At 62.8% G+C, this 25,204-nt stretch carries 12 protein-coding genes; 5 read left to right on the plus strand and 7 right to left on the minus strand.

Annotated elements, in window-relative coordinates:
- Positions 1–92 precede the first annotated feature (92 nt).
- Complete coding sequence (locus ACKLNA_RS19155) at positions 93–1,415, minus strand: ATP-binding protein (RefSeq protein ID WP_408986754.1); 1,323 nt, start codon at positions 1,413–1,415, stop codon at positions 93–95.
- Positions 1,415–2,095 carry a response regulator gene (locus tag ACKLNA_RS19160; RefSeq protein WP_114884486.1) on the minus strand — a complete coding sequence of 227 codons (681 nt, stop codon included), beginning with the start codon at positions 2,093–2,095 and terminating at the stop codon, positions 1,415–1,417. Before ACKLNA_RS19160 ends, ACKLNA_RS19155 begins: the two co-directional genes overlap by 1 nt.
- A gap of 153 nt (positions 2,096–2,248) precedes the next feature.
- Here ACKLNA_RS19160 and dsbD point away from each other — a divergent pair, with 153 nt between their 5' ends.
- From dsbD to dsbG, 3 genes are read left to right on the plus strand one after another with little or no spacing between them, the layout of a single operon-like run.
- On the plus strand, positions 2,249–3,982 hold the full coding sequence (dsbD, locus tag ACKLNA_RS19165) for a protein-disulfide reductase DsbD (protein WP_408986755.1): 1,734 nt from the start codon (positions 2,249–2,251) through the stop codon (positions 3,980–3,982).
- Positions 3,982–4,857 (plus strand): prolipoprotein diacylglyceryl transferase family protein, encoded by an 876-nt coding sequence (locus tag ACKLNA_RS19170; protein WP_408986756.1) that lies wholly within the window; start codon positions 3,982–3,984, stop codon positions 4,855–4,857. Before dsbD ends, ACKLNA_RS19170 begins: the two co-directional genes overlap by 1 nt.
- Positions 4,833–5,603, plus strand: coding sequence for a thiol:disulfide interchange protein DsbG (dsbG, locus tag ACKLNA_RS19175; RefSeq protein WP_408986757.1), 771 nt, complete (start codon positions 4,833–4,835; stop codon positions 5,601–5,603). The genes ACKLNA_RS19170 and dsbG overlap by 25 nt, the downstream gene beginning before the upstream one ends.
- 56 nt (positions 5,604–5,659) lie before the next feature.
- Here the strand turns inward: dsbG and ACKLNA_RS19180 are convergent, their stop codons facing one another.
- A complete protein-coding gene (locus ACKLNA_RS19180) occupies positions 5,660–6,475 on the minus strand; it encodes an alpha/beta fold hydrolase (RefSeq protein ID WP_408986758.1) in 816 nt (271 codons plus the stop codon).
- Positions 6,476–6,596: 121 nt separating this feature from the next.
- Complete coding sequence (locus tag ACKLNA_RS19185) at positions 6,597–19,604, minus strand: non-ribosomal peptide synthetase (RefSeq protein WP_408986759.1); 13,008 nt, start codon at positions 19,602–19,604, stop codon at positions 6,597–6,599.
- 380 nt (positions 19,605–19,984) lie between these two features.
- Between ACKLNA_RS19185 and ACKLNA_RS19190 the strand changes: the two genes are divergently transcribed.
- Positions 19,985–20,539: an RNA polymerase factor sigma-70 gene (locus ACKLNA_RS19190; RefSeq protein ID WP_408986760.1), complete on the plus strand. Its 555-nt coding sequence runs from the start codon at positions 19,985–19,987 to the stop codon at positions 20,537–20,539.
- 69 nt (positions 20,540–20,608) lie between these two features.
- Here ACKLNA_RS19190 and ACKLNA_RS19195 read toward each other — a convergent pair whose 3' ends face one another.
- From ACKLNA_RS19195 to ACKLNA_RS19205, 3 genes are all read right to left on the minus strand, one after another.
- The gene (locus ACKLNA_RS19195; protein ID WP_408986761.1) at positions 20,609–21,622 is read right to left on the minus strand and encodes a GNAT family N-acetyltransferase; all 1,014 of its coding nucleotides are present in this window, start codon (positions 21,620–21,622) and stop codon (positions 20,609–20,611) included.
- Positions 21,623–21,709: 87 nt separating this feature from the next.
- A complete protein-coding gene (locus ACKLNA_RS19200) occupies positions 21,710–22,507 on the minus strand; it encodes a substrate-binding periplasmic protein (RefSeq protein WP_408986762.1) in 798 nt (265 codons plus the stop codon).
- 91 nt (positions 22,508–22,598) lie between these two features.
- Complete coding sequence (locus tag ACKLNA_RS19205; RefSeq protein WP_248740225.1) at positions 22,599–23,222, minus strand: TetR/AcrR family transcriptional regulator; 624 nt, start codon at positions 23,220–23,222, stop codon at positions 22,599–22,601.
- Between the two features lie 187 nt (positions 23,223–23,409).
- On the opposite strand from ACKLNA_RS19205, the gene ACKLNA_RS19210 reads away from it, so the two are divergent.
- Entirely contained in the window at positions 23,410–25,200 is a 1,791-nt protein-coding gene (locus ACKLNA_RS19210) for an acyclic terpene utilization AtuA family protein (RefSeq protein ID WP_408986763.1), read from the plus strand.
- Positions 25,201–25,204: the final 4 nt, after the last annotated feature.

A 25,204-nucleotide genomic window follows, 5' to 3' on the forward strand; every position in this document is an offset into this window, starting at 1 on the left:
TCCCTCAATCCATTGAGTCAAAGGCTGGGGCGACAATAGCGGCGCCGCTGGCGAATGACCAATGGAGAGAGGTTACATTTGATGTGCCGGGCTCAGGCCGGTTGCAGCGGCATGGTCAGTTCGACCCGCAAGCCATCCGGGCGACTGTCGAAATGCAGGGTACAGGCACAGCGCTGGACAATCGCCTGGACAATCGCCAGCCCGAGCCCGCAACCGGTGCTCTGGCCGTTGCGCCAGAATCGTTGGGTCAGATGTTGCAGATCGTCCGGTGCAATCCCCGGCCCGTGATCACGCACCACGAAACGTACGCGGTTGCCGATGGTTTCCACACTCAGTTCCACGGCACCTTCCGTCGGGGTATGGCGCAGGGCGTTATCGAGCAGATTGCGCAAAGCCGCAATCGACAACACCGCCGGCATTTGCAGCGGTGCGCTGGACAGTTTTTCAGGGAGCTGCAGTTTGATCCGCTGCCGCTCGTCGCTGGCGGAGTCTTGAATCGCCAGTTTCGCCACTTGCTCGGCGCTGCACTGCACGCCGTCGTCGAAGGACAGACTGCCCTCGACCCGGGCCAGCAACAGCAATTGTTCGAGGGTCCGGTGCAAGCGGTCGGCGCCCTCCTCGGCCCGGGCCAGGGACTGATCACGGGCGCTGCCGTCGGTCATGCGCGCCACTTGCAGGTGGGTCTTGATCGCCGTCAGCGGGCTGCGCAGTTCATGGGCGGCGTCACCGGTCAGGCGACGTTCACGCTCGATGGTCTTGCCGATGCGCTGGAACAGTTGATTCTGGGTTTCAAGCAGCGGTTTCAGTTCGCTGGGGAACGACTGCAATTGCAACGGTTCGAGGGAGTCGGCATTGCGGCGCATCAAGGCTTCGCGCAAGCGGTTGAGCGGTGCCAGGCCCTGACCGATCCCCAGCCACAGCAGGCACAGACAGCCGAGCAGCGCCACGCCCACCGGCACCGAGGCCGCCAGCAGGATCGACATGTTCAGGGCTTCGCGCTCGATTACCCGGTCGGCGGTGGTAATGCGCACATCGCCCCGGGCCAGGGTGAAGGTGCGCCATGGAGCACCGTCGATCATCTGGTCGTGGAAGCCCATTTTCTGAGCTTCCAGTGCCTGTTCCGGGTTGTTGTGGCTGCGGGCGAGGATTTCCCCGCGCAACGAACTGACCTGACAGGCCATGCCGCCGGGAATGTTCAGTTGTTCGGCGCTGAAGTGAGTGCCCTCGCCCTTGCTCGGGATCGCCGGCAATTGCTCCAGCAACCCGGCGACCATACGCGCCGATGCCACCAGCCGCTGGTCGAGGGAAAACATCATCTGATTGCGCAAGTCGCTGAGCATCCAGGCCGCCGCCAGGGCCCAGATCAGCGCGAACGCGGCGCCGAGGGTCAGACTCAGGCGCAGGCGCAGGCTCATCACTTGTCGGGTTCTCCACCATCGGCCGGGCCCAGGCGATAGCCCAGACCACGCACGGTTTCAACGATGCCTTTGCCCAGTTTGCTGCGCAGGTGATGGATGTGCACGTTGAGGGCGTTGCTCTCCAGCTCATCGCTGAAACCGTAAACGCTGTCCTTCAACTGCTCGGTGGACAGCACCCGGCCACGGTTGTGCAGCAGGGCTTGCAACAGGGATTGTTCGCGGCGGGACAGGTCCACCGAACGGCCGGCCAACGTGGTTTCGCGGCTGCTCGGGTCGTAGGTCAGTGCACCGTGCTCGATCAGGTTGACGCTGCGCCCGGCCACCCGGCGCAGCAGGGTTTGCAAGCGAGCGAACAGTTCGCGCAAATCGAAAGGCTTGAGCAGGTAATCGTCGGCGCCGGACTGCAAGCCGTCGACCCGGTCAGTGACCGAATCCCGTGCGGTAAGGATCAGTACGGGAATTTCCAGACCTTGCTGGCGCAGTTGCTGCAACAGTTTGAGGCCATCTTCGTCCGGCAAACCGAGGTCGAGCACCATCACGTCGAATTCGGCAACCTTGAGGATCGCCCGGGCCTTGGAGGCGGTGTTGACGTGTTCGACCGTCAAGCCCTGGGCCGTCAGCCCGGCGACGATGCCGCTGGCGATCAACTCATCGTCTTCGCAAACCAGTACGTGCATGGTGAGTCCCGTAGAAAAATGCCGATTAGGCGGTTGGCCGATTAAGCTGACATTATGCCCCGAACGCCACAGCGACAAGGGTGCCGCGGTTAATCATCGGTTAATCGCCGCCGCCCATTGTGCTCATCACTTGCACAGGGACAAGGCTCCTCCATGCGTCATATTTTTTTATTGTTTGCACTGTTGATTTCGGGTCTGGCCCAGGCAGGGAACGATCCTTTTGCGACAAAACCGGAATTTCTCCCGGTCGACAAGGCCTTCGTGCTGACGTCCGAACGTCTGGATTCCGGCGAAACCCAACTGTTCTGGCAGATCACCGACGGTTACTACCTGTATCAGAAACGCCTGAAATTCGATGGATTGGCGGCGGAAAACGCCCCGTCCCTGCCCGAAGGCGAATCCCACAGCGACGAGTATTTCGGTGAGCAACAGGTCTATCGTCAGGGCCTCGAACTGAAGATCCCAGCGACGGCCAAAGGCCAGATCAAGGTCAGTTATCAGGGCTGCGCCGATGCCGGCCTGTGCTATCCGCCGCAGACCCGGGTGATCGATCTCGGTGGCAAAGCGGCCGCTGCGGCGACCGATGAGGCACAGGATCAAGCGCTGGCCAGCGGCCTGCAACAGCACTCGCTGGGCTGGAGCCTGCTGGTGTTCTTCGGTCTCGGTCTGCTGCTGGCCTTTGCGCCGTGTTCGTTGCCGATGCTGCCGATTCTGGCTGGCATGGTGGTCGGCAGCGGTGCCACGCCACGTCGTGGTTTCGCGCTGGCCAGCAGCTATGTGATTTGCATGGCGCTGGTGTATGCGGCAATGGGCGTGATCGCCGCGCTGCTGGGGGCGAACCTTCAGGCCTGGCTGCAAAATCCGTGGCTGCTCGGAACGTTCGCGGCGGTGTTCGTGATTCTGGCGCTGCCGATGTTCGGCTTCTTTGAACTGCAATTGCCGGTGGCCGTGCGTGATCGGCTGGAGCACGCCTCGCGCAGTCGCAGCGGCGGCAGCCTGGTCGGTGCGGGGGTACTGGGCGCGCTGTCCGGCCTGCTCGTCGGCCCGTGCATGACCGCACCGCTGGCCGGTGCCCTGCTCTACATCGCGCAAAGCGGCAATGCACTGCACGGCGGCTTGATCCTGTTTGCCTTGGGCATCGGCATCGGCATCCCGCTGTTGGTGCTGGTGACGGTCGGCAATCGCTTCCTGCCGAAACCCGGCGCGTGGATGAACCTGCTCAAGGGCGTGTTCGGCTTCCTGTTCCTGGGTACGGCGGTGTTGATGCTGCGTCCGGTGCTGGACTCGTCGCTGTGGCTCGCGCTGTGCGGCGCGCTGTTGCTGATCGCGGCCTACAGCGCCTGGAAACAGTCCGAAGGCTTCGGCCGGGTAGCCCAGTTGTTCGGTGCCAGCTCACTGTTGCTGGGACTGTGGGGCAGTTTGCTGGTGGTGGGTGCAGCGGGCGGCAGCGATGATCCATTCCAACCGTTGCAGGTGTACAGCGCCGGACGCACCGGCACGGCGGCACCGAACGGTCATGAAGCATTCCTTACGATCAAGGATCCGGCGGCCCTGCAAAGTGAACTCGACGCTGCCAAGGCTCAGGGTCAGTGGGTGTTGCTCGATTACTACGCCGACTGGTGCACGTCGTGCAAAGTCATGGAGAAAAAGGTGTTTGGCCAGGCGCGGGTGATGCAGGCCCTGAGCGATGTGCGTCTGCTGCGTCTCGACGTCACCGATGACAATGCCGCCAGCCGCGAGCTGCTCGGCCGCTACAAGGTGCCGGGGCCACCGAGTTTTGTGTGGATCGGCACCGACGGTGAAGAGCGCCGCAGCCAGCGCATCACCGGCGAGGTCGATGCCGATACCTTCCTGCAACGCTGGACCACCACCCGAGACGCCCGTTAATGCTGACCTTCACCCTCGGCACCTTTGCCATTGCGCTCAACCACCTGCTGCTGATCAGCGCCCTGGCGCTGGCAACATTCGTCGGCTGGCGGGTGGCCAAACGCGGTGGCGATAACCCCGAGTCGGCGCTGTTCAGCCTGTTCTTGCTGGGCATGCTCGCGGCGCGCATCGCGTTTGTCGCCGTGTACTGGGGTCACTATCGCAACGATCCGTGGCAGATCATCGACCTGCGCGATGGCGGCTTTCTCGCCTGGCCGGGGGTGATCGTGCTGTTGCTGGCGGCGCTGTATCGCGGCTGGCGCCGGCCGGGTTTGCGTCGACCGCTGGGTTTCGGTGTGGCCAGCGGTGTGGCGTTCTGGGTACTGGCGACCCTGTCGCTGAACATTTATGAGCAAGGCACACGCCTGCCGGACATCACCCTGCGCAACGCCGCCGGGGAAACCGTGAAACTCGCCGACTACCAGGGCGGCCCGCTGGTGATCAACCTGTGGGCCACCTGGTGCCCGCCATGTCGCCGGGAAATGCCCGTATTGGAAAACGCCCAGCAGCAACGCCCGGACCTGACGTTCCTGTTCGTCAATCAGGCCGAAAGCATGCAAAGCGTCGCGACCTTCCTCGAAACCCAGGGCCTGAGCCTGAACAACGTACTGTTCGACCGCAGCGGGCATCTGGGTCAGGCCGTGGGTTCCATGGCATTGCCGACTACGCTGTTCTATAGCCCTGACGGCCAATTGCTGGCCAGCCATCTGGGCGAGTTGTCGAACGCCAGTCTGGCCCGGGCCCTGGAAAACTTCGACACCCCGAATCCGACTACGAACGCCGCACCGGCCACCTCTGCAAGGAAACTGCCATGCCTCGCCTCCGCCACCTGCTGACGCTGTCTCTGGGCGCTGCCCTGTTGCACTTTCCGTCGGTGCAGGCCGCTGAAGAATTGCCTGATGCGATCAAGAAAATCGAAGCCAAGGGCGCAAAAATCGTCGGCCAGTTCGATGCACCCGACGGACTGCGCGGTTACGCCGCGCAATACCAGAACCGTGGCATGGCGCTGTACCTGACGCCGGACGGCAAGCATGTGCTGCTGGGCAATCTGTACGACGCCGACGGCAACGACCTGAGCAGTGCGCCGCTGCAAAAACTGGTGTACGCGCCGATGGCCAAGGAAGTCTGGGCCAAGTTCGAGGCGAGCAACTGGATTCAGGACGGCAAAAAGGACGCACCACGCACGGTGTACCTGTTCAGCGACCCGAACTGCCAGTACTGCAACATGTTCTGGGAACAGGCCCGCCCTTGGGTCAAGGCCGGCAAGGTGCAGTTGCGGCACATCATGGTCGGCATCATCCGCGAAGACAGCCCGGCCAAATCCGCCGCGCTGCTGGCGGCCAAGGACCCGGCCAAGGCCCTGGACGATCACGAGAAAGCCGGCAAGGCCAGCACCCTCAAGGCCATGAAGGATATTCCGGCCGCCGTGCAGACCAAACTTGCGGCGAACATGCAGTTGATGGAAGACCTGGAATTGCAGGCCACCCCGGCGATCTTCTACATGGACGACAAGGGTGAGCTGCAACAACAGCAAGGCGCGCCGACGCCGGACAAGCTGGCGAAGATTCTCGGGCCGATGTAACGCTTGGTTTGCAGGCGCCTGAACGGGCGCCTGCTCGCGAAGCTTGGAGACTCGCTCTAGCGGTTGCGCTCGTTCAGAAAAGCAAACAACACCTCCGTCACAAACCCGGGATTCTCCAGATTGGAGATATGCCCCGCCTCCGGCACCAGCACACACGGGCAGCCGATCAGCTCGGCCATTTCCCTGGCTTCCGACGGTGGACGGGGTTTGTCCTGATCGCCGCAGACCACCAATGTCGTTGCTGCATTCAGTTCACCCAGACGCGGCAGCAGATCGTCGCGGCCAAAGGTGATGCGCCCCATCGGCACGATGCTTTGACGCAGGCGATCGGCGGAATAGCCGGCGAGTTGTGCGCGGAAATCCTGATAGAGCGCCGACTCTCGATCGATGCCCGGGCGGAAGAAGATCGGCACCACGATATCCAGCAGTTGCTCGGAGATGCCGCCGCTTTCCTCGATCTGTTTGAACAGCGAGAAGTAATACTGACGGGTCGGTTCCGGCTCGACACCGACATAGGTGTCCATCAGCACCAGACCGTTGAGCCGATGCGGTGCCGACAGCGCAAGGCGAACGCCCCACATGCCGCCGACCGACAGCCCGACCAGCGTTACCCGGTCGATCTCCAGATGGTCGAGCAAGGCCAGTGCCTGACGTGCGATGTCATCCAGTGATGTGGTGTTTTCAGGCAAACGTCCGGATTCACCGTGACCCCACAGATCCAGCGCAATTACCCGATAGTGTGGCGACAGCGCTGAGATTTGCGGTGCCCACATGGCCTGGTCCCACAGGTAGCTGCCGGCCAGCAGCACCGCCGGGCCTGTGCCTTGATCAATGTAGTGAAGCGCTTGTCCGTCAACCTCGAAGAAAGCCATCGATTCACCTGCACGGTAAAAAAGAGAACCGGCAGACTGAGCTGCCGGTTCTCGATCGTCAACCCTGGAAATGTACGCGAATGTACAGGTTGAATGGTGTTGAACACGCAGGCGCTGAAGACTACAAACCCTCCAGTTCCGCCATCAGATCATTCAACCGATCCACCTTCTCCTCGGTAATGTCACTGGCCGCCAGCCCTTCGATGTATTCGGCCAGTTCCTCCACCGTGCTGCACTCGAACATCGCTCGCAGCGGCACATCCCGTTGCAGGGCTTTCTGCACCCGCGAGGCGATCTGCGTGGCGAGCAGCGAGTGGCCGCCGAGTTCGAAGAAGTTGTCGCGAACCCCGACCTTCTCCACCTTCAGCACCTCGGCCCAGATATCGGCCAGGGTTTGCTCCAGATCGCTGCGCGGCGCCAGGTAATCCTGGCTCTGCAACTGGCCGATCTCCAGCGCCGGCAAGGCCTTGCGGTCGAGTTTACCGTTGGCGTTGAGCGGCAACCGGTCGAGCCACAACCAGTGCAGCGGCACCATGTATTCCGGCAGTTCGGCGCGCAGGCGCTGCTTGATCCGCTCCAGCCGTTCGCTTGGGTTCAGTGCCGTATCGGCGGCCACAAGGTAGCCGACCAGATGCTTGCCATTCACCCCTTCCTGCACACCCACCGCGCCATCGCGGACTTCCGGTTGTTCGTGCAGACGCGCTTCGATTTCACCCAGCTCGATCCGGTAACCGCGAATCTTCACCTGATGATCGACCCGGCCGACGTATTCCAGCACGCCGTCACTGCGGCGGCGCGCCAGGTCACCGGTGCGATACAGACGCTCGCCCGGCGCGCCGAACGGGTTCGGTACGAACACCGGCGCGGTGCGCAGCGGATCGCTGACATAACCGCGACCGACACCGGTGCCCGCCACGCACAACTCGCCCACCGCACCCAGCGGTACCAGATCCAGTGCGCCATCGAGCAGGTACAGCAAGTTGTTGTCGGTCGGCGTACCGATTGGCAGGTAACTGCCGCGAGTCGAGGCCATATCGACGCGGAAGAACGCCACGTCATCCGAACACTCCGCCGGGCCATAGGCGTTGACCAGACCGATCTCCGGGTAACGCAACAGCCATTGGTGTGCCAGCTCCGGCGGCATCGCTTCACCGGTCGGCAGCATCCAGCGCAGACCGTCGAGGCTCAGGCGATCCGAGGCGAGCATGCCCTGAATCAGCGACGGCACGCTCTCCAGCACGGTGATGCCCTGCTGCTGAACATGCACCAGCAAACCTTGCGGATCATGGGCGATGGTGTTCGGCACGATGTCCACCCGCGCCCCGAACAGCGGTGCGGCGAGGAACTGCCAGACCGAAATGTCGAAGCTTTGCGACGCAGTCTGGGCGATCACATCGGCATCGCTCAGGTTCAGGTACGGCACCTTGCTCAACTGGTTGTTGAGCATGCCGCGCTGCTCGACCATCACGCCTTTCGGCAACCCGGTGGAGCCCGAGGTGTAGATCACATAGGCCAGATTGTCCGGGCCACTGAAGATGCCCGGATTCGCCGACGACACCGCGCCGGCCTGAACCTCTTCCCACACCAGCAGGCGTGGGCGGTTGGCGCAGCTGAATTCATCCAGCAAGGTCTTCGCCTGTTCACGGCAAGCCTCGGTGCACACCAGCACCGGCGTGCGGCTGAGCTCGATAATGCGTTGCAGACGCTGGCTCGGCAGGCCCGGATCCAGCGGCAGGTAACCGGCACCGGCCTTGAAGCTGCCGATGATCATGCCCAGCAGATCCAGATTGCGCTCGCCCAGCAGCGCCACCGGTTGATCCATCTGCACCCCGGCCACGACCAGCGCATGGCCGAGACGGTTGGCGTTCTGGTTCAGCTCGGCATAGCTCAGTTGCTGATCGAGGCAACTGGCGGCGATGCGTTGCGGATGTTGCGCGACCTGCGCCTCGAACAATTCGACGTAGCTCTGCTCCAGCGGATAGTCGTGCTCACTCTGGTTGCAACCGTGGAGCAGGAAATCCTGTTCATCAAAGCCCAACAGCGGCAGGTCAGCCATGTCGCCATGGAAGCCGTCAACCAGCGCCAGCAGCAGACGCTTGAACTCACCGAGCATGCGTTCGATGGTCGACTCGTCGAAGTAACGCTGGTCGTAGGACAGATGCAGACCCAAGTCATCGCCCGGATAGCACACGGCTGTCAGCGGGAAGTTGGTGTGAGTACGGCCCGAATCCGAGGTCGCGTTGAGGCTCTGTGCACGGTCCAGCACCGAGACTTCCACCGGGGCGTTTTCGAACACGAACAGGCTGTCGAACAGCGGCTGGCCTTTCGGCAGTTCGCTTTGTTCCTGGATGTTCACCAGCGGCAGGTATTCGTACTCGCGCAGTTGCATGTTGCTGTCGAGCAGACCGCTCAGCCACTGACGCACGCTGGCTCGCTGATCGTCCGCCGGGATCTGCACCCGCAGCGCGATGCTGTTGATGAACAGGCCGACGGTGCGTTGCATCTCCGGCATTTCCACTGGGCGCCCGGCCACGGTCACGCCGAACAGCACGTCGCGATCACCGCTCAGGCGTCGCAGCACCAGTGCCCACGCCGCTTGGGCGAAGGTGTTGATGGTCAGTTGATGGGCCTGGGCCAGCTCACGCAGACGGGCGCCATCCTCGACATTGAGCCGGGTGTAGCGGTCGCCGACGATCATGCCGCCGCTATCGCCGGCGTGTTCACGCAGGAACGGCCGGTCGCTCGGGATCGGCGTGGTGCGCTCGAAACCTTGCAGGTTCTGCTGCCACCACTGACGCGCTTCGGCCAGGCTCTGACGTTGCAGCCAGCCGATGTAATCGCGGTAACGCGGCGGCACCGCCAATTGCGCTTCGCGACCTTCACCGAGAGCGGTGTAGATCTCGAAGAAATCGTTCATCAGCAGCGAACGGCACCAGGCATCGATCAGGATGTGGTGGTTGCTCATCATGAACCAGTAGCGCGCGGCGCCGACCTTGATGAGACGCAGGTGGAACGGGGCCTGATTGAGCAGATCGAACCCGGCCTCGCGCTCGGCCTTGAGCAGCGCTTGCAGTTTCGGCTCCTGCTCGGCGTCAGCGATGGCGCTCCAGTCCAGATACTCGATGGGTGTACGACCCGGGGTGTGGATCACTTGCAGCATGTCTTCGCCGACGTTCCAGCAGAACGACGCACGCAACGCTTCATGACGGGCGACCACAGCCTGCCACGCCTGAGCGAAACGCTCGGGGTCGAGTTCGCTGTTGATGCGGTAGCGATCCTGCATGTAGTACAGACCGGTGCCCGGTTCGAGCAAGGTGTGCAGCAGCATGCCTTCCTGCATCGGGGTCAGCGGGTACACGTCTTCGATGTGCGCCGCCGGCACCGGCAGTGCGTCGAGTTGCGTCTGGGTCAGTTTTGCCAGCGGGAAGTCCGACGGCGTCAGGCCACCGGCCTCGTCCTGCAGGCAATGTTCGATCAGGCTCTGCAACTCACCGACATAGGCGTCTGCCAGCTCGTTGATAGTCTGCACGTCGTAGCGTTCGGCGCTGAAGGTCCAGCGCAGCAGCAGTTCCCCGCCGTACACCTGACTGTCGACGCTCAACTCGTTCGGCAACGGTGCGTGCGGATCGTGGGCCGCGCCGACCGATTCATCCAGCGGACGGAACAGCGCGTCGCTGCCGAAGCTCTGGTCGAACTGGCCGAGGTAGTTGAAGGTGATCGGCGCATTCGGCAACGCCGCCATGCTCTGACGGCTGGCGTCATCGGCGAGATAACGCAGCACGCCATAGCCCAGACCTTTGTGCGGCACGGCGCGCAGTTGCTCCTTGATCGCCTTGATCGAAGCGCCCTGCCCGGCCGCTTCTTCGATGTTGTGCGGAGTCAGACGCAGCGGATAAGCGCTGGTGAACCAGCCGACGGTGCGGGTCAGGTCGATCTCGTCGAACAGGGTTTCGCGGCCGTGGCCTTCCAGTTGAATCAATGCCGATGGCTGACCGCTCCAGCGGCACAGCACGCGGGCCAGCGCGGTCAGCAACAGATCGTTGACCTGTGTGCGATAGGCGCTCGGTGCCTGTTGCAACAATTGCTTGGTGCGCTCGGCATCCAGACGCACGCTGACGGTTTGCGCATGACGATTCTCGCGACCGCCCTCAGGACGTTCGCACGGCAAATCGGCAGTCGGACCGGCCAGTTGCGCTTGCCACCAGCTCAGTTCTTCACGCAGGGATTCGCTGCCGGCGTAAGCCTGCAAACGCGCCGCCCAGTCCTTGAAGGCGCTGGTTTTGGCCGGCAGTTTCACCGACTGATCGGCGTCGAGCTGGCGATACACGGTTTGCAGATCGTCGAGCAGAACGCGCCACGACACACCGTCCACCACCAGGTGATGGATGGCGATGAACAACCGTTGCTGACCGTCCGGCCCATCAACCAGCACTGCGCGTAGCAGCGGGCCCTGGGCAAGGTCGAGACTGCGCTGGGCATCGGCGAACAGCGCGGCGCACTTGTCCATCGATGGTACACGGACTTGCCACAGCACGGCGGCATCGGTCACCGGTTGATGGGTCGCCTGCCATGCGCCGTCGACCTCGCTGAAGCGCAGACGCAGACGCAGGGCGTCATGCTGCTCGATCACCGCCAGCAATGCTTGCTCCAGACGGTGTGGTTCCAACGCAACAGTCGGCTCCAGCAGCAACGCCTGGTTCCAGTGCTGACGCTCGGGAATCTCGGTGTCGAAGAACCAGTGCTGGATCGGCGTCAGACGCGATTCACCAGTCACCAAACCTTGCTCGGCCGTCACGGTTTCACTGCGACTGGCGACAGCGGCCAGCGTCTGCACAGTCTGATGCTGGAACAGATCGCGGGGGCTGAAATGAATGCCCTGCTGACGCGCCCGGCTGACCACTTGAATCGACAGGATCGAGTCACCGCCCAGTTCGAAGAAGTTGTCGTTCAGACCGACCTGCTCGACGTTGAGCACTTCGCACCAGATCTGCGCCAGGGTCTGCTCCAGCTCGTTGCTTGGCGCTACGTAATCCTGACGATTGAGCTCCGGATCCGGTGCCGGCAACGCGCGACGGTCGAGCTTGCCGTTGGCGGTCAGCGGCATGCTCGCCAGCAGGATCAAATGCGTTGGCACCATGTAGTCCGGCAATTGCGTCTTCAAGTGCGTCTTCAGCGCTTCGCGCAGTTCGGCTTGCTCGGCTTCGCTTCGCGAAGCGACCTCGGTCACGAGATAGCCGACCAGTTGTTTGCCGCTCGGCGCATCCAGCGCCAGCACCACCGCTTCGCGAATCGAATCGTGATCGAGCAGGCGGGTTTCGATCTCGCCCAGTTCGATACGGAAACCACGGATCTTCACCTGATGGTCGATCCGCCCGAGGTACTCCACCAGACCATCGGCGCGCTGGCGCACCAGGTCGCCGGTGCGGTACATGCGCCCGCCATTGGCGGCAAACGGGTCAGCGACAAAACGCTCGGCGCTGATGCCGGCGCGGTCGTGATAACCCTGGGCCAGGCCGGCGCCACCGACGAACAGTTCACCGATCGCACCTTGCGGCACCAGCGCCAGATCGGCGTCGAGAATGTAGGCCACGCGATCACCGATCACGCTGCCAATCGGCACACTGCCGGCGCCCTCTTCCAACACCTCCGGCGCAAGACTGGCCAGCGGCATGACCACGGTTTCGGTCGGGCCGTAGGCGTTGAAGAACAGGCTCGGCTTGAACGCTGCACGAATCCGCTGCAGGTGCTCGCCGGTCAGCGCTTCGCCGCCGGTGATGATCATTCGCACCGGCAGGATGTCGTTTTGCGTGGCGAGAAACTGCGCCAACTGGCTGCCGTAACTCGGGGTGAAGCCGAGAATATTGATCCGATGTTCACGGATCAGGCCGCAGATTTCTTCCGCGTCCCACTGACCTTGCGCACGCAGCACCACCTGCGCGCCGCTGAGCAGCGGCACCAACAGGCGCTCGGTGGCGGCGTCGAAGTTGATCGAATAGAAATGCAGCTCGCAATCGTCCGGGCGCATGCCAAAGCGCTCGATCACCGCCTGGCAGTGCATGGCGATTTCACCGTGGGATACCACCACGCCTTTCGGTTTACCGGTGGAACCCGAGGTGTAGATCAGGTACGCCTGATGCTGCGGCAGGCTGATGAACGGAAGTTCGGTGGCCGGGTAATCGGCCAGCGCCGCACTGTCGTCTTCCAGGGACCAGCGCGCTACGTTCGACGGCAATTCGCCGAGGGCTTTGAACATCGCGCGGTCGCTGAGCAGCAGGCCGACGCGGCTGTCTTCGATCATGTAATGCAGGCGATCGAGCGGGTATTCCGGATCCAGCGGCACATAGGCGCCGCCGGCCTTGAGGATCGCCAGGAGGCCGACGACCATTTCCAGCGAACGCTCCAGCGCCAGACCGACCCGCACTTGCGGACCGACACCGCGTTCACGGAGAGCCCAGGCCAGACGATTGGCGCGGGCGTCGAGTTCGGCGTAGCTGAGGGTCTGCCCGGCGAAGGTCAGGGCCGGCGCGTCTTTGCGCGCCAGTGCCTGCTCGGCGAACAGGTGATGGATGCACTGGTCGAGACGACGCTCGCCCGGCTCGACGCCAAGGCTGTCGAGCAATTGCTGTTGCTCAGGTGCATCGAGTAGCGGCAGTTCGCTGAGGCGTTGCTGCGGATCGGCGATCAACGCTTCCAGCAGATTGCGCCAATGCCTGGCCATGCGTGCGATGGTCGGCTCATCAAACAGGTCGGTGCTGTAAGTCAGGCAGCAACCGAGGCGATGGTCGAGGTCGGTGACTTCAAGATTGAGATCGAATTTGGTCGCCCGCGCATCGTTGGCCAGGTACTCGACAGTCATGCCGGCGAGCATGCGGCTTTGCTGGAACTCCCAGCGCTGCACGTTGCACATCACCTGGAACAACGGGTTGTACGCGGCGCTGCGCGGAGGCTGCAGCGCTTCAACCAGATGGTCGAACGGCAGGTCCTGATGGGACTGACCTTCGATCACGGTGTGACGTACCTGCTCGAACAACTCGCCGACCGACATCTGGCCGTCGAGCTGGCAACGCAGCACTTGAGTGTTGAGGAACGCACCGATCAGCCCTTCGCTTTCCGGACGGATACGGTTGGCCACTGGCGCGCCGATGCGCAGATCGGTCTGGCCGCTGTAGCGATAGAGCAACGTTGCAAGTGCGGCGGTCATGGTCATGAACAGGGTCAGACCGTTCTGCGCGTTGAACGCCCGGACCCGTGCGGCAAGATCGTCGCTCAGGTCGAAACGGAACAGTTCACCCTGGTGGCTTTGCACCGGTGGCCGCGGACGGTCGCCCGGCAATTCCAGCAGCGGATGTTCGCGCCCCAATTGCGCGGTCCAGTAGTCGAGCTGGCGCTGACGCTCGCCGGATTCCAGCCAGTTGCGCTGCCACACGCTGTAGTCGAGATACTGCACCGGCAACGGTTCCAGCGGTGAATCGCGGTCATCGACGAACGCTTCGTACAATGCGCTGAGTTCCCGGGCGAAGATGTCCATCGCCCAGCCTTCGGTGACGATGTGGTGCAGGGTCAGGACGAAGTAATGCTCCTGCTCGGCGGTCTTGACCAGGCAGGCGCGCAGCAGCGGGCCGGTCTCCAGATCGAACGGCAGGTGCGCTTCGTCGTCGGCCAGTTGCTGGACTTTCTGCTCGCGCACATCGGCGGCGAATTTCGAGAAATCCTTCCAGTCCATGCGCACACCGGTCTCGGCATGCACCTGCTGGCGGGCCACGCCGTCGATGCTCGGGAACGTGGTGCGCAGGGTTTCGTGACGCAGGATCAACGCTTGCAGCGCCGACTCGAAACGCCCGACATCCAGCACGCCACGCAGGCGCGCCATGCCGCCGACGTTGTACGCCGGGCTGTCCGGTTCCATCTGCCAGAGGAACCACATGCGCTGCTGGGAATAGGACAGCGGCACCGGTTTGCTGCGATCAACCTTGTCGATCGGTGGCTGTTTGTTGGTGCGGCCGCTGGCCTGGATCTGCCGGATCTGCTCGGCGAAATCCCCCAGTTCGCTGTGTTCGAACAAGGCACGCAGCGGCAGCTCGACGTCGCAGGCCTGACGGGTGCGGGAGATGATTTGCGTGGCCAGCAGCGAGTGACCGCCGAGGGCGAAGAAGTCGTCGCGCAGGCCGACCTGTTTGAGGCCCAGCACTTCGCGCCATATTGCAGCGATCTGTTGTTCCAGCTCGGTGACTGGCTCGACGTGTTCGCGCACCTGCCATTGCGGCTCGGGCAAGGCGCGGCGATCGAGTTTGCCGCTAGGGCTCAGGGGCAGTGCTTCCAGCCGCATCAGTTGCGCCGGGACCATGTATTCCGGCAGCTCGGCGGCCAGTGCGGTTTTCAGGCGAGCGGTTTGCGCGTCCTGATCTTCATGGGTGTCAGTGGCGGTGAAGTAGCCGATCAGTTGCGGGCCGGCGACGGTTTCGCGCACCAGCACGGCGGCCTGGGCGACGCCGTCCTGAGCCAGCAGACGCGCTTCGATCTCTTCCGGCTCGACGCGGAAGCCGCGCAGTTTGACCTGCTGATCGAGACGGCCGAGGTATTCGATCACGCCATCGTGGGTCCAGCGTGCACGGTCACCGGTGCGGTACAGACGTGCGCCCTGCTCGCCCAGCGGATCGACCACGAAACGTTCGGCGGTCAGCGCCGGGCGGCCGAGGTAACCACGGGCCAGGCCGATGCCGCTGATGCACAGCTCACCCGGCACACCGGCCGGCACCGGATTGAGATCGCTGTCGAGCACGCGGCAGATCACGTTGCCCAGCGGACGGCCAATCGGCGAACGCTCGCCATCGGCCACGCTGCAATGCCAGTGGGTGACGTTGATCGCGGTTTCGGTCGGGCCATAACGGTTGTGCAGTTGCACCGCCGGCAGTTGCGCCAAAACGCGGTTGCGCAGTTCCGCCGGCAGCGCTTCACCGCCGGAGAACACGCGACGCAGGCTGGTGCATTCGGCACTCAACGGTTCATCGATGAACAGCGCAAGCAGCGGCGGCACGAAGTGCAGCGTGGTCACGCCGTACTGCTGAACCAGCTGCGCGATGCGATGCGGGTCGCGGTGTTCACCCGGGCCGGCAATCAGCAGGCGCGCGCCGGTAATCAGCGGCCAGAAGCATTCCCACACCGACACGTCGAAACTGATCGGCGCCTTCTGCATCAACACGTCGGTGTCGTTCAGGCGATAAGTGTTCTGCATCCATTGCAGACGTTCGGCCAGCGCCGCATGAGTGTTGCCGACGCCTTTCGGCTGGCCGGTGGAACCGGAGGTGTAAATCACGTAGGCGAGGTTGTCGCCGTGCAGGTGCAGGCCCGGTGCCTGGCTCGGCCAGTTCTCCAGGTGCAGGGTGTCCATGGCGATCACGCTGACGCCTTCGCTGGCCGGCAAGCGGTCGAGCAACGCAGTCTGGGTCAGGAGCAGTTCGACGCCGCTGTCGCTGAGCATGTAGGCCAGGCGTTCGGCCGGGTAATCCGGATCCAGCGGCACGTAGGCGCCGCCGGCCTTGATGATCGCCAGCAGGCCGATCAGCAGTTGCGGCGAACGCTCGGCGGCGATGGCCACGCACACGTCCGGACCGACACCCTTGTCGCGCAGGTAATGGGCCAGACGGTTGGCCTGGGTGTGCAGTTCGGCGAAGTCGAGGCTGCCGCCGTCCCACACCAGCGCGGTGCGATCCGGGGTTTGCCGGGCTTGTTCATTCAGCAGCTCCGGCAACCATTGCTGCGCTGGGGTGCACGGGGCGATGCTCCACGCGTTTTGCTGAGTGTGTTCGGTGGCGGTCAGCAGCGGCAGGTCACCGATGGCCTGCTCCGGGCGTTCGCAGATAGCACGCAGCAAGTTGCTGAAATGCTCGGCCAGACGCTCAATGGTCGCAGCATCGAACAACTCATCGGCGTAGTCGAACGACAGCGTCAGACGACCGTTCCGGTCTTCTTCGCTGTGCAGCTGTAGATCGAACTTGGCCTCGCGGCTGTGCCACGGCAGTTCTTCGGCGAGCAGACCCGGCAGACGCTTCAGTGCGCTCAGATCGCGTTGCTGATGGTTGAACATGACCTGGAACAGACCTTGTTCGCGGGCCTGGGGGAAGGCTTCGAGCAATTGTTCGAACGGCAGATCCTGATTGGCCTGGGCACCGAGCGCCGCCTGACGGGTTTGTGCCAGCAGTTCGGTGAATGGCAGACGCGAATCGACGTCGGCGCGCAGCACCTGGGTGTTGATGAAGAAGCCGATCAGGCCCTGGGTTTCCAGACGCGGACGGTTGGCGTTGGGCACACCGATGCGGATGTCACGCTGGCCGCTGTAGCGATGCAGCAGACTCTGGAACGCCGAGAGCAGCAGCATGAATGGCGTGGACTGATGGGCTTGAGCGGTTTGGCGAATGGCGTCGCTGAGGCTGATCCCCAGACGAACGCTGTGGCGTGCGGCGCTGTGCTTTTGCCTGGCGGAACGTGGATGGTCAGTCGCCAGTTCCAGCGTCGGATGCTCGTCACCCAACTGCGCTTTCCAGTACGCCAGTTGTCGCTCGCCCTCGCCTTGCGCCAGCCACTGGCGCTGCCAGCTGCCGTAGTCGGCGTATTGGGTCGGCAGCGGCGCGAGTTCCGCGCGCTGGCCTTGGGAAGCGGCGGCGTACAGGCGCGAGAACTCGTCGATCAGCACGTTCAGCGACCAGCCGTCCGCGATGATGTGGTGCATCGTCACCAGCAGTTGGTGATCTTCGTCATCGAGGCGAACCAGCGTCACCCACAGCAGCGGGCCTTTCTCCAGATCGAACTGGGTGCGAGCTTCGTCTTCGCGGATCTGTTGTGCGCGGGCTTCACGCTCGCCGGCCGGCAGGTCGCTGATGTCGATCAGTTGCAGGTTGAATTCACCCGCCGCTTTGACCTGTTGTAGGGCCACGCCGTCACGCTCGAAGAAGTGCGTGCGCAAGGATTCGTGGCGCTCGATCAGTTGCTGGAAACTGGCGCGCAGTGCGTCTTCGTCCAGTTCGCCACGCAGGCGCAGGGCACCGGGAATGTTGTAGGCGCTGCTTTGTGAGTCGAGTTGCCAGGTGATCCACAGGCGATTTTGCGCCAGGGATTGCGGCAGTGCTTCGATGCGCGACAGCGCGGTGATTTCACCCTGGGCGCTGCCACCGTCCTGTTGCTGTTGCGCCACGGCGGCGGCGAACGCGGACAGGGTTGGCGCTTCGAACAGCAGACGCAGGTTCAGCTCGAGGCTCAGCTCTTCGCGCACCTTGGCAATCACTTGGGCGGCGGCAATCGAGTTGCCACCGAGCAGGAAGAAGTGATCGTCGGCGTTGACCTGTTTGACGTTGAGCTGCTCAGCCCAGATCTGGCCGATCAGACCTTCCAGTTCAGACGCGGATGCGGTCGATTCCTGAGCGGTTTCCGCAGTGGCCGACGGGAACACCGCGTAGCTGTCGAGGCTGCCGTCAACCAGACGATTGCGGCAGGCCGAACGCTGCAGCTTGCCGCTGGAGGTCTTCGGCAATGCGCCCGGATTGAGCAGCACCACCACACTCGGCGCTTCCTGATAGGCCTCGGCCACAGCCTGGCGGATGGCTTTGATCAGCGCTTCGGGCGGCAGAATTTTCTGCACGCTGCGGCTGATTTCCGCCGCGATGCCGATGCCTTCTTCACCATTCTGATTGACCGCGAATGCAGCAACGCGGCCCTTGCGCACCACCTCCACTTCGTTCTCGACTGTTTTCTCGATGTCCTGCGGATAGAGGTTGTGACCGCGCACGATCAGCATGTCTTTCAGGCGACCGGTGATGAACAGTTCGCCGTCGCGGATGAAGCCCAGGTCACCGGTGCGCAGCCACGTCTGGCCGGCGTGCCGGACGAAAGTCTTGGCAGTCGCCTCGGGATTGCGCCAGTAGCCGTGGGCGATGCTCGGACCGGTGGCCCAGACTTCACCGACGGCGTTGTCGGCCAGTTCTTCGAGACTGCCCGGCTCGACAATCAGCACCGCATGATCGGGCTGGCTGATGCCGCAGCTCATGATCGCGCTGCCCTCGCCCGCTTCGGCACGGTTCTGTGCCAGGGCTTGATCGTCCACACGTAGCGCCGGAATGCCGGTGCCACGCGGTGTGCCGGCGACGAACAGGGTCGCCTCCGCCAGACCGTAGGACGCCATGAAACTGCTTTCGCTGAAACCGCACGGGGTGAATTTCTCGGCGAAGCGCTCGAGGGTGTCGAGACGGATCGGCTCCGAGCCGGAATAGGCCACGCGCCAGCGGCTCAGGTCGAGACGCTCCAGCGCCGATTCGCTGACGCGCTCGCTGCACAGACGGTAAGCGAAGTCCGGGCCGCCGCTGATGGTGCCGCCGTATTGGCTGATCGCTTCGAGCCAGCGCAATGGCCGGCCGAGGAAGTACGCCGGCGACATCAGGATGCACGGCACGCCGCTGAAGATCGGCTGCAGCAGGCCACCGATCAGGCCCATGTCGTGGTACAGCGGCAACCAGCTGACGATCACGTCGTCCGGGTTCACGTCGATACCGAAGCCGTGACGGATCAACAGTTCATTGGCCACCAGGTTGCCGTGGCTGACCTGCACGCCTTTAGGCAGGGCCGTCGAACCGGAGGTGTATTGCAGGAAGGCGATGTGGTCTTGCGGCAAGGTCGGTTCGACCCAGCGTTCGGCCAGCGCATTGTCGAGGGTGTCGACGCACAGCAGCGGCGGCGCGCCTTCGATTTGCTGCAAGGCATCGCGCAGGTCGGCGCTGGTCAGCAACAGGCGCGGTTCGGCGTCGGCGATGATCGACAGCAGGCGTTCCTGATGGTGACGCTTGGCCGACTCCGGCGGATAGGCCGGCACCGCAATCACGCCCGCGTACAGGCAACCGAAGAAGGCCGCGACGTAATCCGGACCACTCGGGAACAGCAGCACGGCGCGATCGCCAAATCCAGCCTCCGCCTGCAACGCTGCAGCAATGGTGCGGGCGCGCTGATCGAGTTCGCGGTAACTGAGCACCACAGCCTGCTCCTCGGTTTCAGCGAGAAAGCGCAAGGCCAGCCGGTCCGGCGTCAGGGCCGCGCGGCGCTGGAGGGCTTGGACCAGGGTGCTGGGGAGTTCGAACGCGTCGGTCATGAGGTTTCCTGCCTGAATTCGGCTTGCTGGTGGAATCGGGTTGGCTGCGGCATACCCGTGAGAGGCATGCGGGACACGGTCTTCGCCGACCGTGCAAGGCATTGGAATGCGGTAGGTCCGGGTCTGCGTACCCGGATCCATTCACCAATGAGAACGGATGACGTCTTGAAATAATTAGTCGGCAGGCTGGATCGCCAATGGGGCTGGGCGCTTGGGCGAGTGCGACGGCGTGTCGCAGTTCTCGGATCGCACTGTTATGGATCATTAGTTCTCTTTCTCAATTGACAATCATTATCATTCAACATAATTTGTCGCTCGATGTGTAGGACGGCCCCGTCCCCCAGGCGTCCCACTAACCTATTGGCAGCAAGGTGATTTCCATGACGGAACAAGTATCCACAAGCAGGTGCGATTCACCGCTACTTCAGGCATTCGTCGACAATCGACTGATTCTGGTCAAGATTGCAGCCCGCATTACCGGCTGCCGGTCACGCGCCGAAGATGTGGTGCAGGATGCGTTCTTCCGACTGCAATCGGCGCCGCCGATCACGTCGTCGATCAAGGCCCAGCTGAGTTATCTGTTCCAGATCGTTCGCAATCTGGCCATCGATCACTACCGCAAACAGGCGCTGGAGCAGAAGTACGCCGGCCCCGAGGAGGAAGGGTTGAACGTGGTCATTCAGGGCGCCTCGCCGGAAACCTCGCACATCAACTTCTCGACCCTGGAGCACATCGCCGATGCGCTGACCGAGCTGCCGGTCCGCACGCGCTATGCGTTCGAGATGTATCGTCTGCACGGCGTACCGCAGAAGGACATCGCCAAGGAACTCGGCGTTTCGCCGACTCTGGTCAACTTCATGATTCGTGATGCGCTGGTGCACTGCCGCAAGGTGTCGGGCAGTCGTGCAGATGCCGTGATGGCGAACCGTCGCTGACAGCACACCACCCAAAAAAAGATCGCAGCCTTCGTTGAAGGGCTGCGATCTTTTTGTTTCAGCGAGAAATCACGCCAGTTTGCAGCGATCAAAAAACCGCTCGCGCCCCAGGATCATCAGCGCCGCGCGCTTGTGCGGGAAATCGAATTCCTTTTCGCAGTGGAAGCACTGGTTGTGCATGTGGCCGATCATCTTTGCGTTGTCGGCACGCGGTTCGGCGACCACTCGCTGAGTGCGCGGATCATCCAGAAACAGATAGTGCACCAGCGCTGACAGCCAGCTCGCCACTTTGTGCGGGCCGCGATGGTCTTCCTCACCGACCAGCATGTGAATGCCACGATCATAATTATCGGCATCGTAGAACGGCGCGATGCGATCTTCCTTGGCCCAGTAGGCTTCGAAGTAAGCGAACGGCTGATCGTCGAAACAGCCAATCAACGTCAAGGTGTGCGGGTCGGCGTCGAGCTTGCTCAGGTACTCGCGATGCTGTTCGAGGCTGCCCTCCTCTTGCCAGAAACTGGCGACTCGCGGGCTGTTCTGCCAGCGATTGAAACGCGCGAGATCCTGCTCGATCTCCACCGTTCGCAGAGAAATCCACGCACCCAGGCGCGCATCGAAACGTCGATAGACTTCACCTCGCGGCTTCACCGGACGCAGTGGATGGCGCTTGCCGTTGCTGATGACCATCTGCTGCGGATAGCTGCCGGTCAATGAGGTGCCGAGCCACGGTTGCGGCAGTTGCCAGAACAGCGTGCGCTCGCAGCGATATTCGCCCGCCACTTCAGTGCTCACCAGCAAACCGCTGAGCAAAGCTTCGGTCGGCGGTTGATCCAGTTGCCAGATCAATTGCTGACGCGCCGGATCCCGGGCAAACAGCCAATAGCAGGCCGCCCACAGCGCCTGGCCTGGCGGCAATGCATAGCGTTCATCGATCTGGATCGGCCCCTGACCTTCACGATCGAGGCGCAGGCGAATCAGCGGTTGCCCGTCCAGGCTCAGGCTCAGACGGCTTTCGGTGGCATCGGCTATCAGTTGGCTGCCCGAAGGCAAGGCCAGGGCAGTCAGGTCATTCAGATTGGACATGGGTCGGGCTCACGATAATCGTCGACAGTTCAACGATGGGACGTGAGCCGAAGCGGGAAATTTAGGCCGTGCCGGAAAAACCGCAGGTCATGGGCGAGGCACCGGCACCACGGCAATCTTGTACGGATCGAAGATCTTCAGCATCTGGCCGTTGTCACGCAGCCCTTGCAGCAGTTTGCCGAACGCCTCTCCGGTGATTGGCGCCTTCGGACTGAGAATCGCGTAGTGGTGATAGATCTGGTCGATGCGCTGGGACACCAGCAACTCGTCACGCACCTTTTCGTTGCGCAGCAGGTAATCGAACAGATAGGAGCGGGTCACCAGCGCAATGTCCGCCCGACCGCGCAGCACCATCAACAGGTTGCTGTCGTGGGAATAGGTCAGTGTCGCGTTGTAAGTTTCAGCGAGGTACTTGGGGTCGGCATTGAAGTTGGCGAATTCGTAGTGATAGCCGCTGTACAGCGCAAGACGTTTGCCCTTGAGATCAGCGAAGTAATTTTGCTGGCGACCGGGTTTACTCTGTGCAACGAAGATCTCCGCATCCTCGAGGCCCATGTCGACGGTCGTATGGGGAATGTCTTTCCAGCCCCAGTCCGGGTTCTCGAAGATCGCCATGTCGGTGCGGCCATCCTTGAAATCGCCAAATCTTCGCGGAATCGAAGTGGGCACGAGCTCGAAGCGATAGTCGCTCTGGGAGCTGTTCAGTGCCGCGACCAGTTCCGGGAGCAGACCGGTATCGGCGCCGTTTTCCGGGCGGATGGTATAGGGCGGAAAGTGTGCGGCGCCCACCCGAACCACTTGCACTGCCTCAACAGGCAATACCCATAAAGCAGCCAGCGCTGCGAGCATCAGCCCCGCGGCCGTCCGATCTGGCGAAGACTTCAAAACACCCCACTCCCCGAAAAAGTACCGTTGCATGCATTCAAGCTAGGCGGTTTCGCCCAGTTAGCCAGTTTCCCGGGCCGATAGAAAGCGATTAGCGCTCTTCGAGCACCAGAATCAACGCCTCTTCGGCCAGTTGATCAAGGCTCAGACTGCCGCCGGCGCGGAACCAGGTGGTGGTCCAGGACAACGCGCCCGTGAGAAAACGTCGGGTAATGAACACATCGCCGCGAATGAACCCCGCTTCTTTGGCTTCACCCAGCACTTGCAGCCAGATGTCCTCGTAGATATCACGCAACGCCAGCACCTTGGCCTGACCGTCTTCGGACAGCGAGCGCCATTCATACACCAGCACCGCCATCGCTTCGCCGCTGCCGCCCATGATCGACTGCAATTCGCAGCGGATCAGCGCCAGCACCCGCTCGCGCACATTGGCCGCATCGGCCAAGGCCGCCCGCATCAACGCGGTGTTGTAGCGGATGGTTTCTTCCATCACGGCACGCAGGATTTCATCCTTGCTCTTGAAGTGGTGAAAGATGCTGCCCGACTGAATGCCCACGGCGCCGGCCAGATCGCGCACGGTGGTGCGTTCGTAGCCCTTGTTGCGAAACAGGTGGGCCGCCACTTGCAGCAGTTTGCCGCGAGCGCTGTCCGGGTCGGTCAACTGGCCTTCGTCAACCAGTTCGCGCATCACCTTCAGGGCTTTTTGCTCGTCCACCCGTTCTCTCCTACAGTCGTTCAGTCGTCTGCCGCCCTGAAACGGCAGGGTTGCGCGGGCAATTTAAGCCGCCGGCCGCGACCAAGCAAGCGCTTGGGCAGAAGATAATTTCGCCTGTTTACAAACCAAGCGCTTGCTTGGTAGCCTCGATGCACTTCTGTCACAGGTTGCTGAGTCGGAGATGAAAATGCCCACCACGGTTCGCATCGGATGCGCCAGCGCATTCTGGGGAGATACGTCGACCGCCGCCGCGCAGCTTGTGGCCGCAGGACAGCTGGACTATCTGGTCTTCGACTACCTGGCCGAGATCACCATGTCGATCATGGCCGGCGCGCGCATGAAGGACCCGCAGGCCGGGTTTGCCGGCGATTTCATCGAAGTCCTCACGCCATTGCTGCCACAGCTGGCGGAACAGAAGATTCGCGTCATCAGCAATGCCGGCGGGGTCAATCCAAAGGCCTGTGCCGCCGCGTTGCAAGCGGCCTGCGACAAGGCTGGCGTGGCGCTGAAAATCGCCGTGCTGTCGGGCGATGACCTGCAACCGCAATTCAAACAACTCGCCACTCAAGGCATCACGGAAATGTTCAGCGGCGCCCCGCTGCCGCCGATGTGCGTGTCGACCAACGCCTACCTCGGCGCCCCGGGCATCGTCGAAGCCCTGCGCCTGGGCGCCGACCTCGTCATCACCGGCCGGGTGGTCGACAGCGCGGTGGTCAGCGCCGCGTTGGTGCATGAGTTCGGCTGGTCATGGCACGAATACGACAAACTCGCCCAGGCCGCATTGGCCGGGCACATCATCGAATGCGGCGCGCAGTGCACCGGCGGCAATTTCACCGATTGGCGTGACGTGCCGGATTACGAACACATCGGTTTCCCGATCGTCGAGGTCAGCGCCGATGGCCAGTTCATCGTCAGCAAACCCGAAGGCTCCGGCGGGCTGGTGACGCCGCTGACCGTCGGTGAGCAGATGCTTTACGAAATCGGCGACCCACAGGCCTATCTGTTGCCCGATGTGGTCTGTGATTTCAGCCAGGTCAAACTCCAGCAACAAGGCAAAAACGCCGTCCGGGTCCACGGCGCCAAAGGCCTGCCGCCCAGCGACCAATACAAGGTCAGCGCGACATATCCGGACGGTTTCCGCTGCACCGCCAGTTGCCTGATCGCCGGTATCGATGCGGTGGAAAAAGCCCGCCGCGTCAGTCAGGCGATCATCGACAAGACCTCGGAAATGCTCGACCAGAAAGGTCTCGGGCCTTACACCGAAACCCATATCGAACTGCTCGGCAGCGAAGCCACCTACGGCCCCCACGGCCAGCGCCGGGACAGCCGTGAAGTGGTGATCAAACTCGCCGTGCGCCACCCGAACAAACAGGCCCTGATCCTGTTCTCCCGGGAAATCGCCCAGGCCGCGACTGGCATGGCGCCAGGGCTGACCGGCATCGTCGGCGGACGGCCGACGGTGTATCCGCTGATCCGCCTGTTCTCGTTCCTGATCGACAAAAGCGCCTGCAGCTTGCAGATCGACATGGACGGCGAGCGTCACCCGTTTGCCCTTCCCGCCTCGGCCACCCTCGACAGTCAGGATCTGCCCCTGCCCCACGAAACGCCCAAACCTCAGGGCCGCGCCGACGCGAGCGTGCCATTGGTGAAACTGGCCGTGGCGCGCTCCGGCGACAAGGGCAATCACAGCAACATCGGTGTCATGCCGCGCCGCCCGGAATACCTGCCGTGGATCGCCGAAGCGCTGACCCCGGCGGTGGTGGTCGACTGGATGAGCCATGTCCTCGACCCGATTCATGGCCGGGTCGAACGTTGGTATCTGCCCGGCACCCACAGCCTCAACTTCCTGCTGGAAAACGCCCTCGGTGGCGGTGGCGTGGCCAGCCTGCGCATCGACCCGCAAGGCAAAGCCTTCGCCCAGCAATTGCTGGAAATCCAGGTCCCGGTGCCGCAGAGCATCGCCGAACAGTTCGACTAGAGGA

Source organism: Pseudomonas sp. UV AK001 (assembly GCF_046097675.1).
Taxonomy (GTDB): Bacteria; Pseudomonadota; Gammaproteobacteria; order Pseudomonadales; family Pseudomonadaceae; genus Aquipseudomonas; species Aquipseudomonas kribbensis.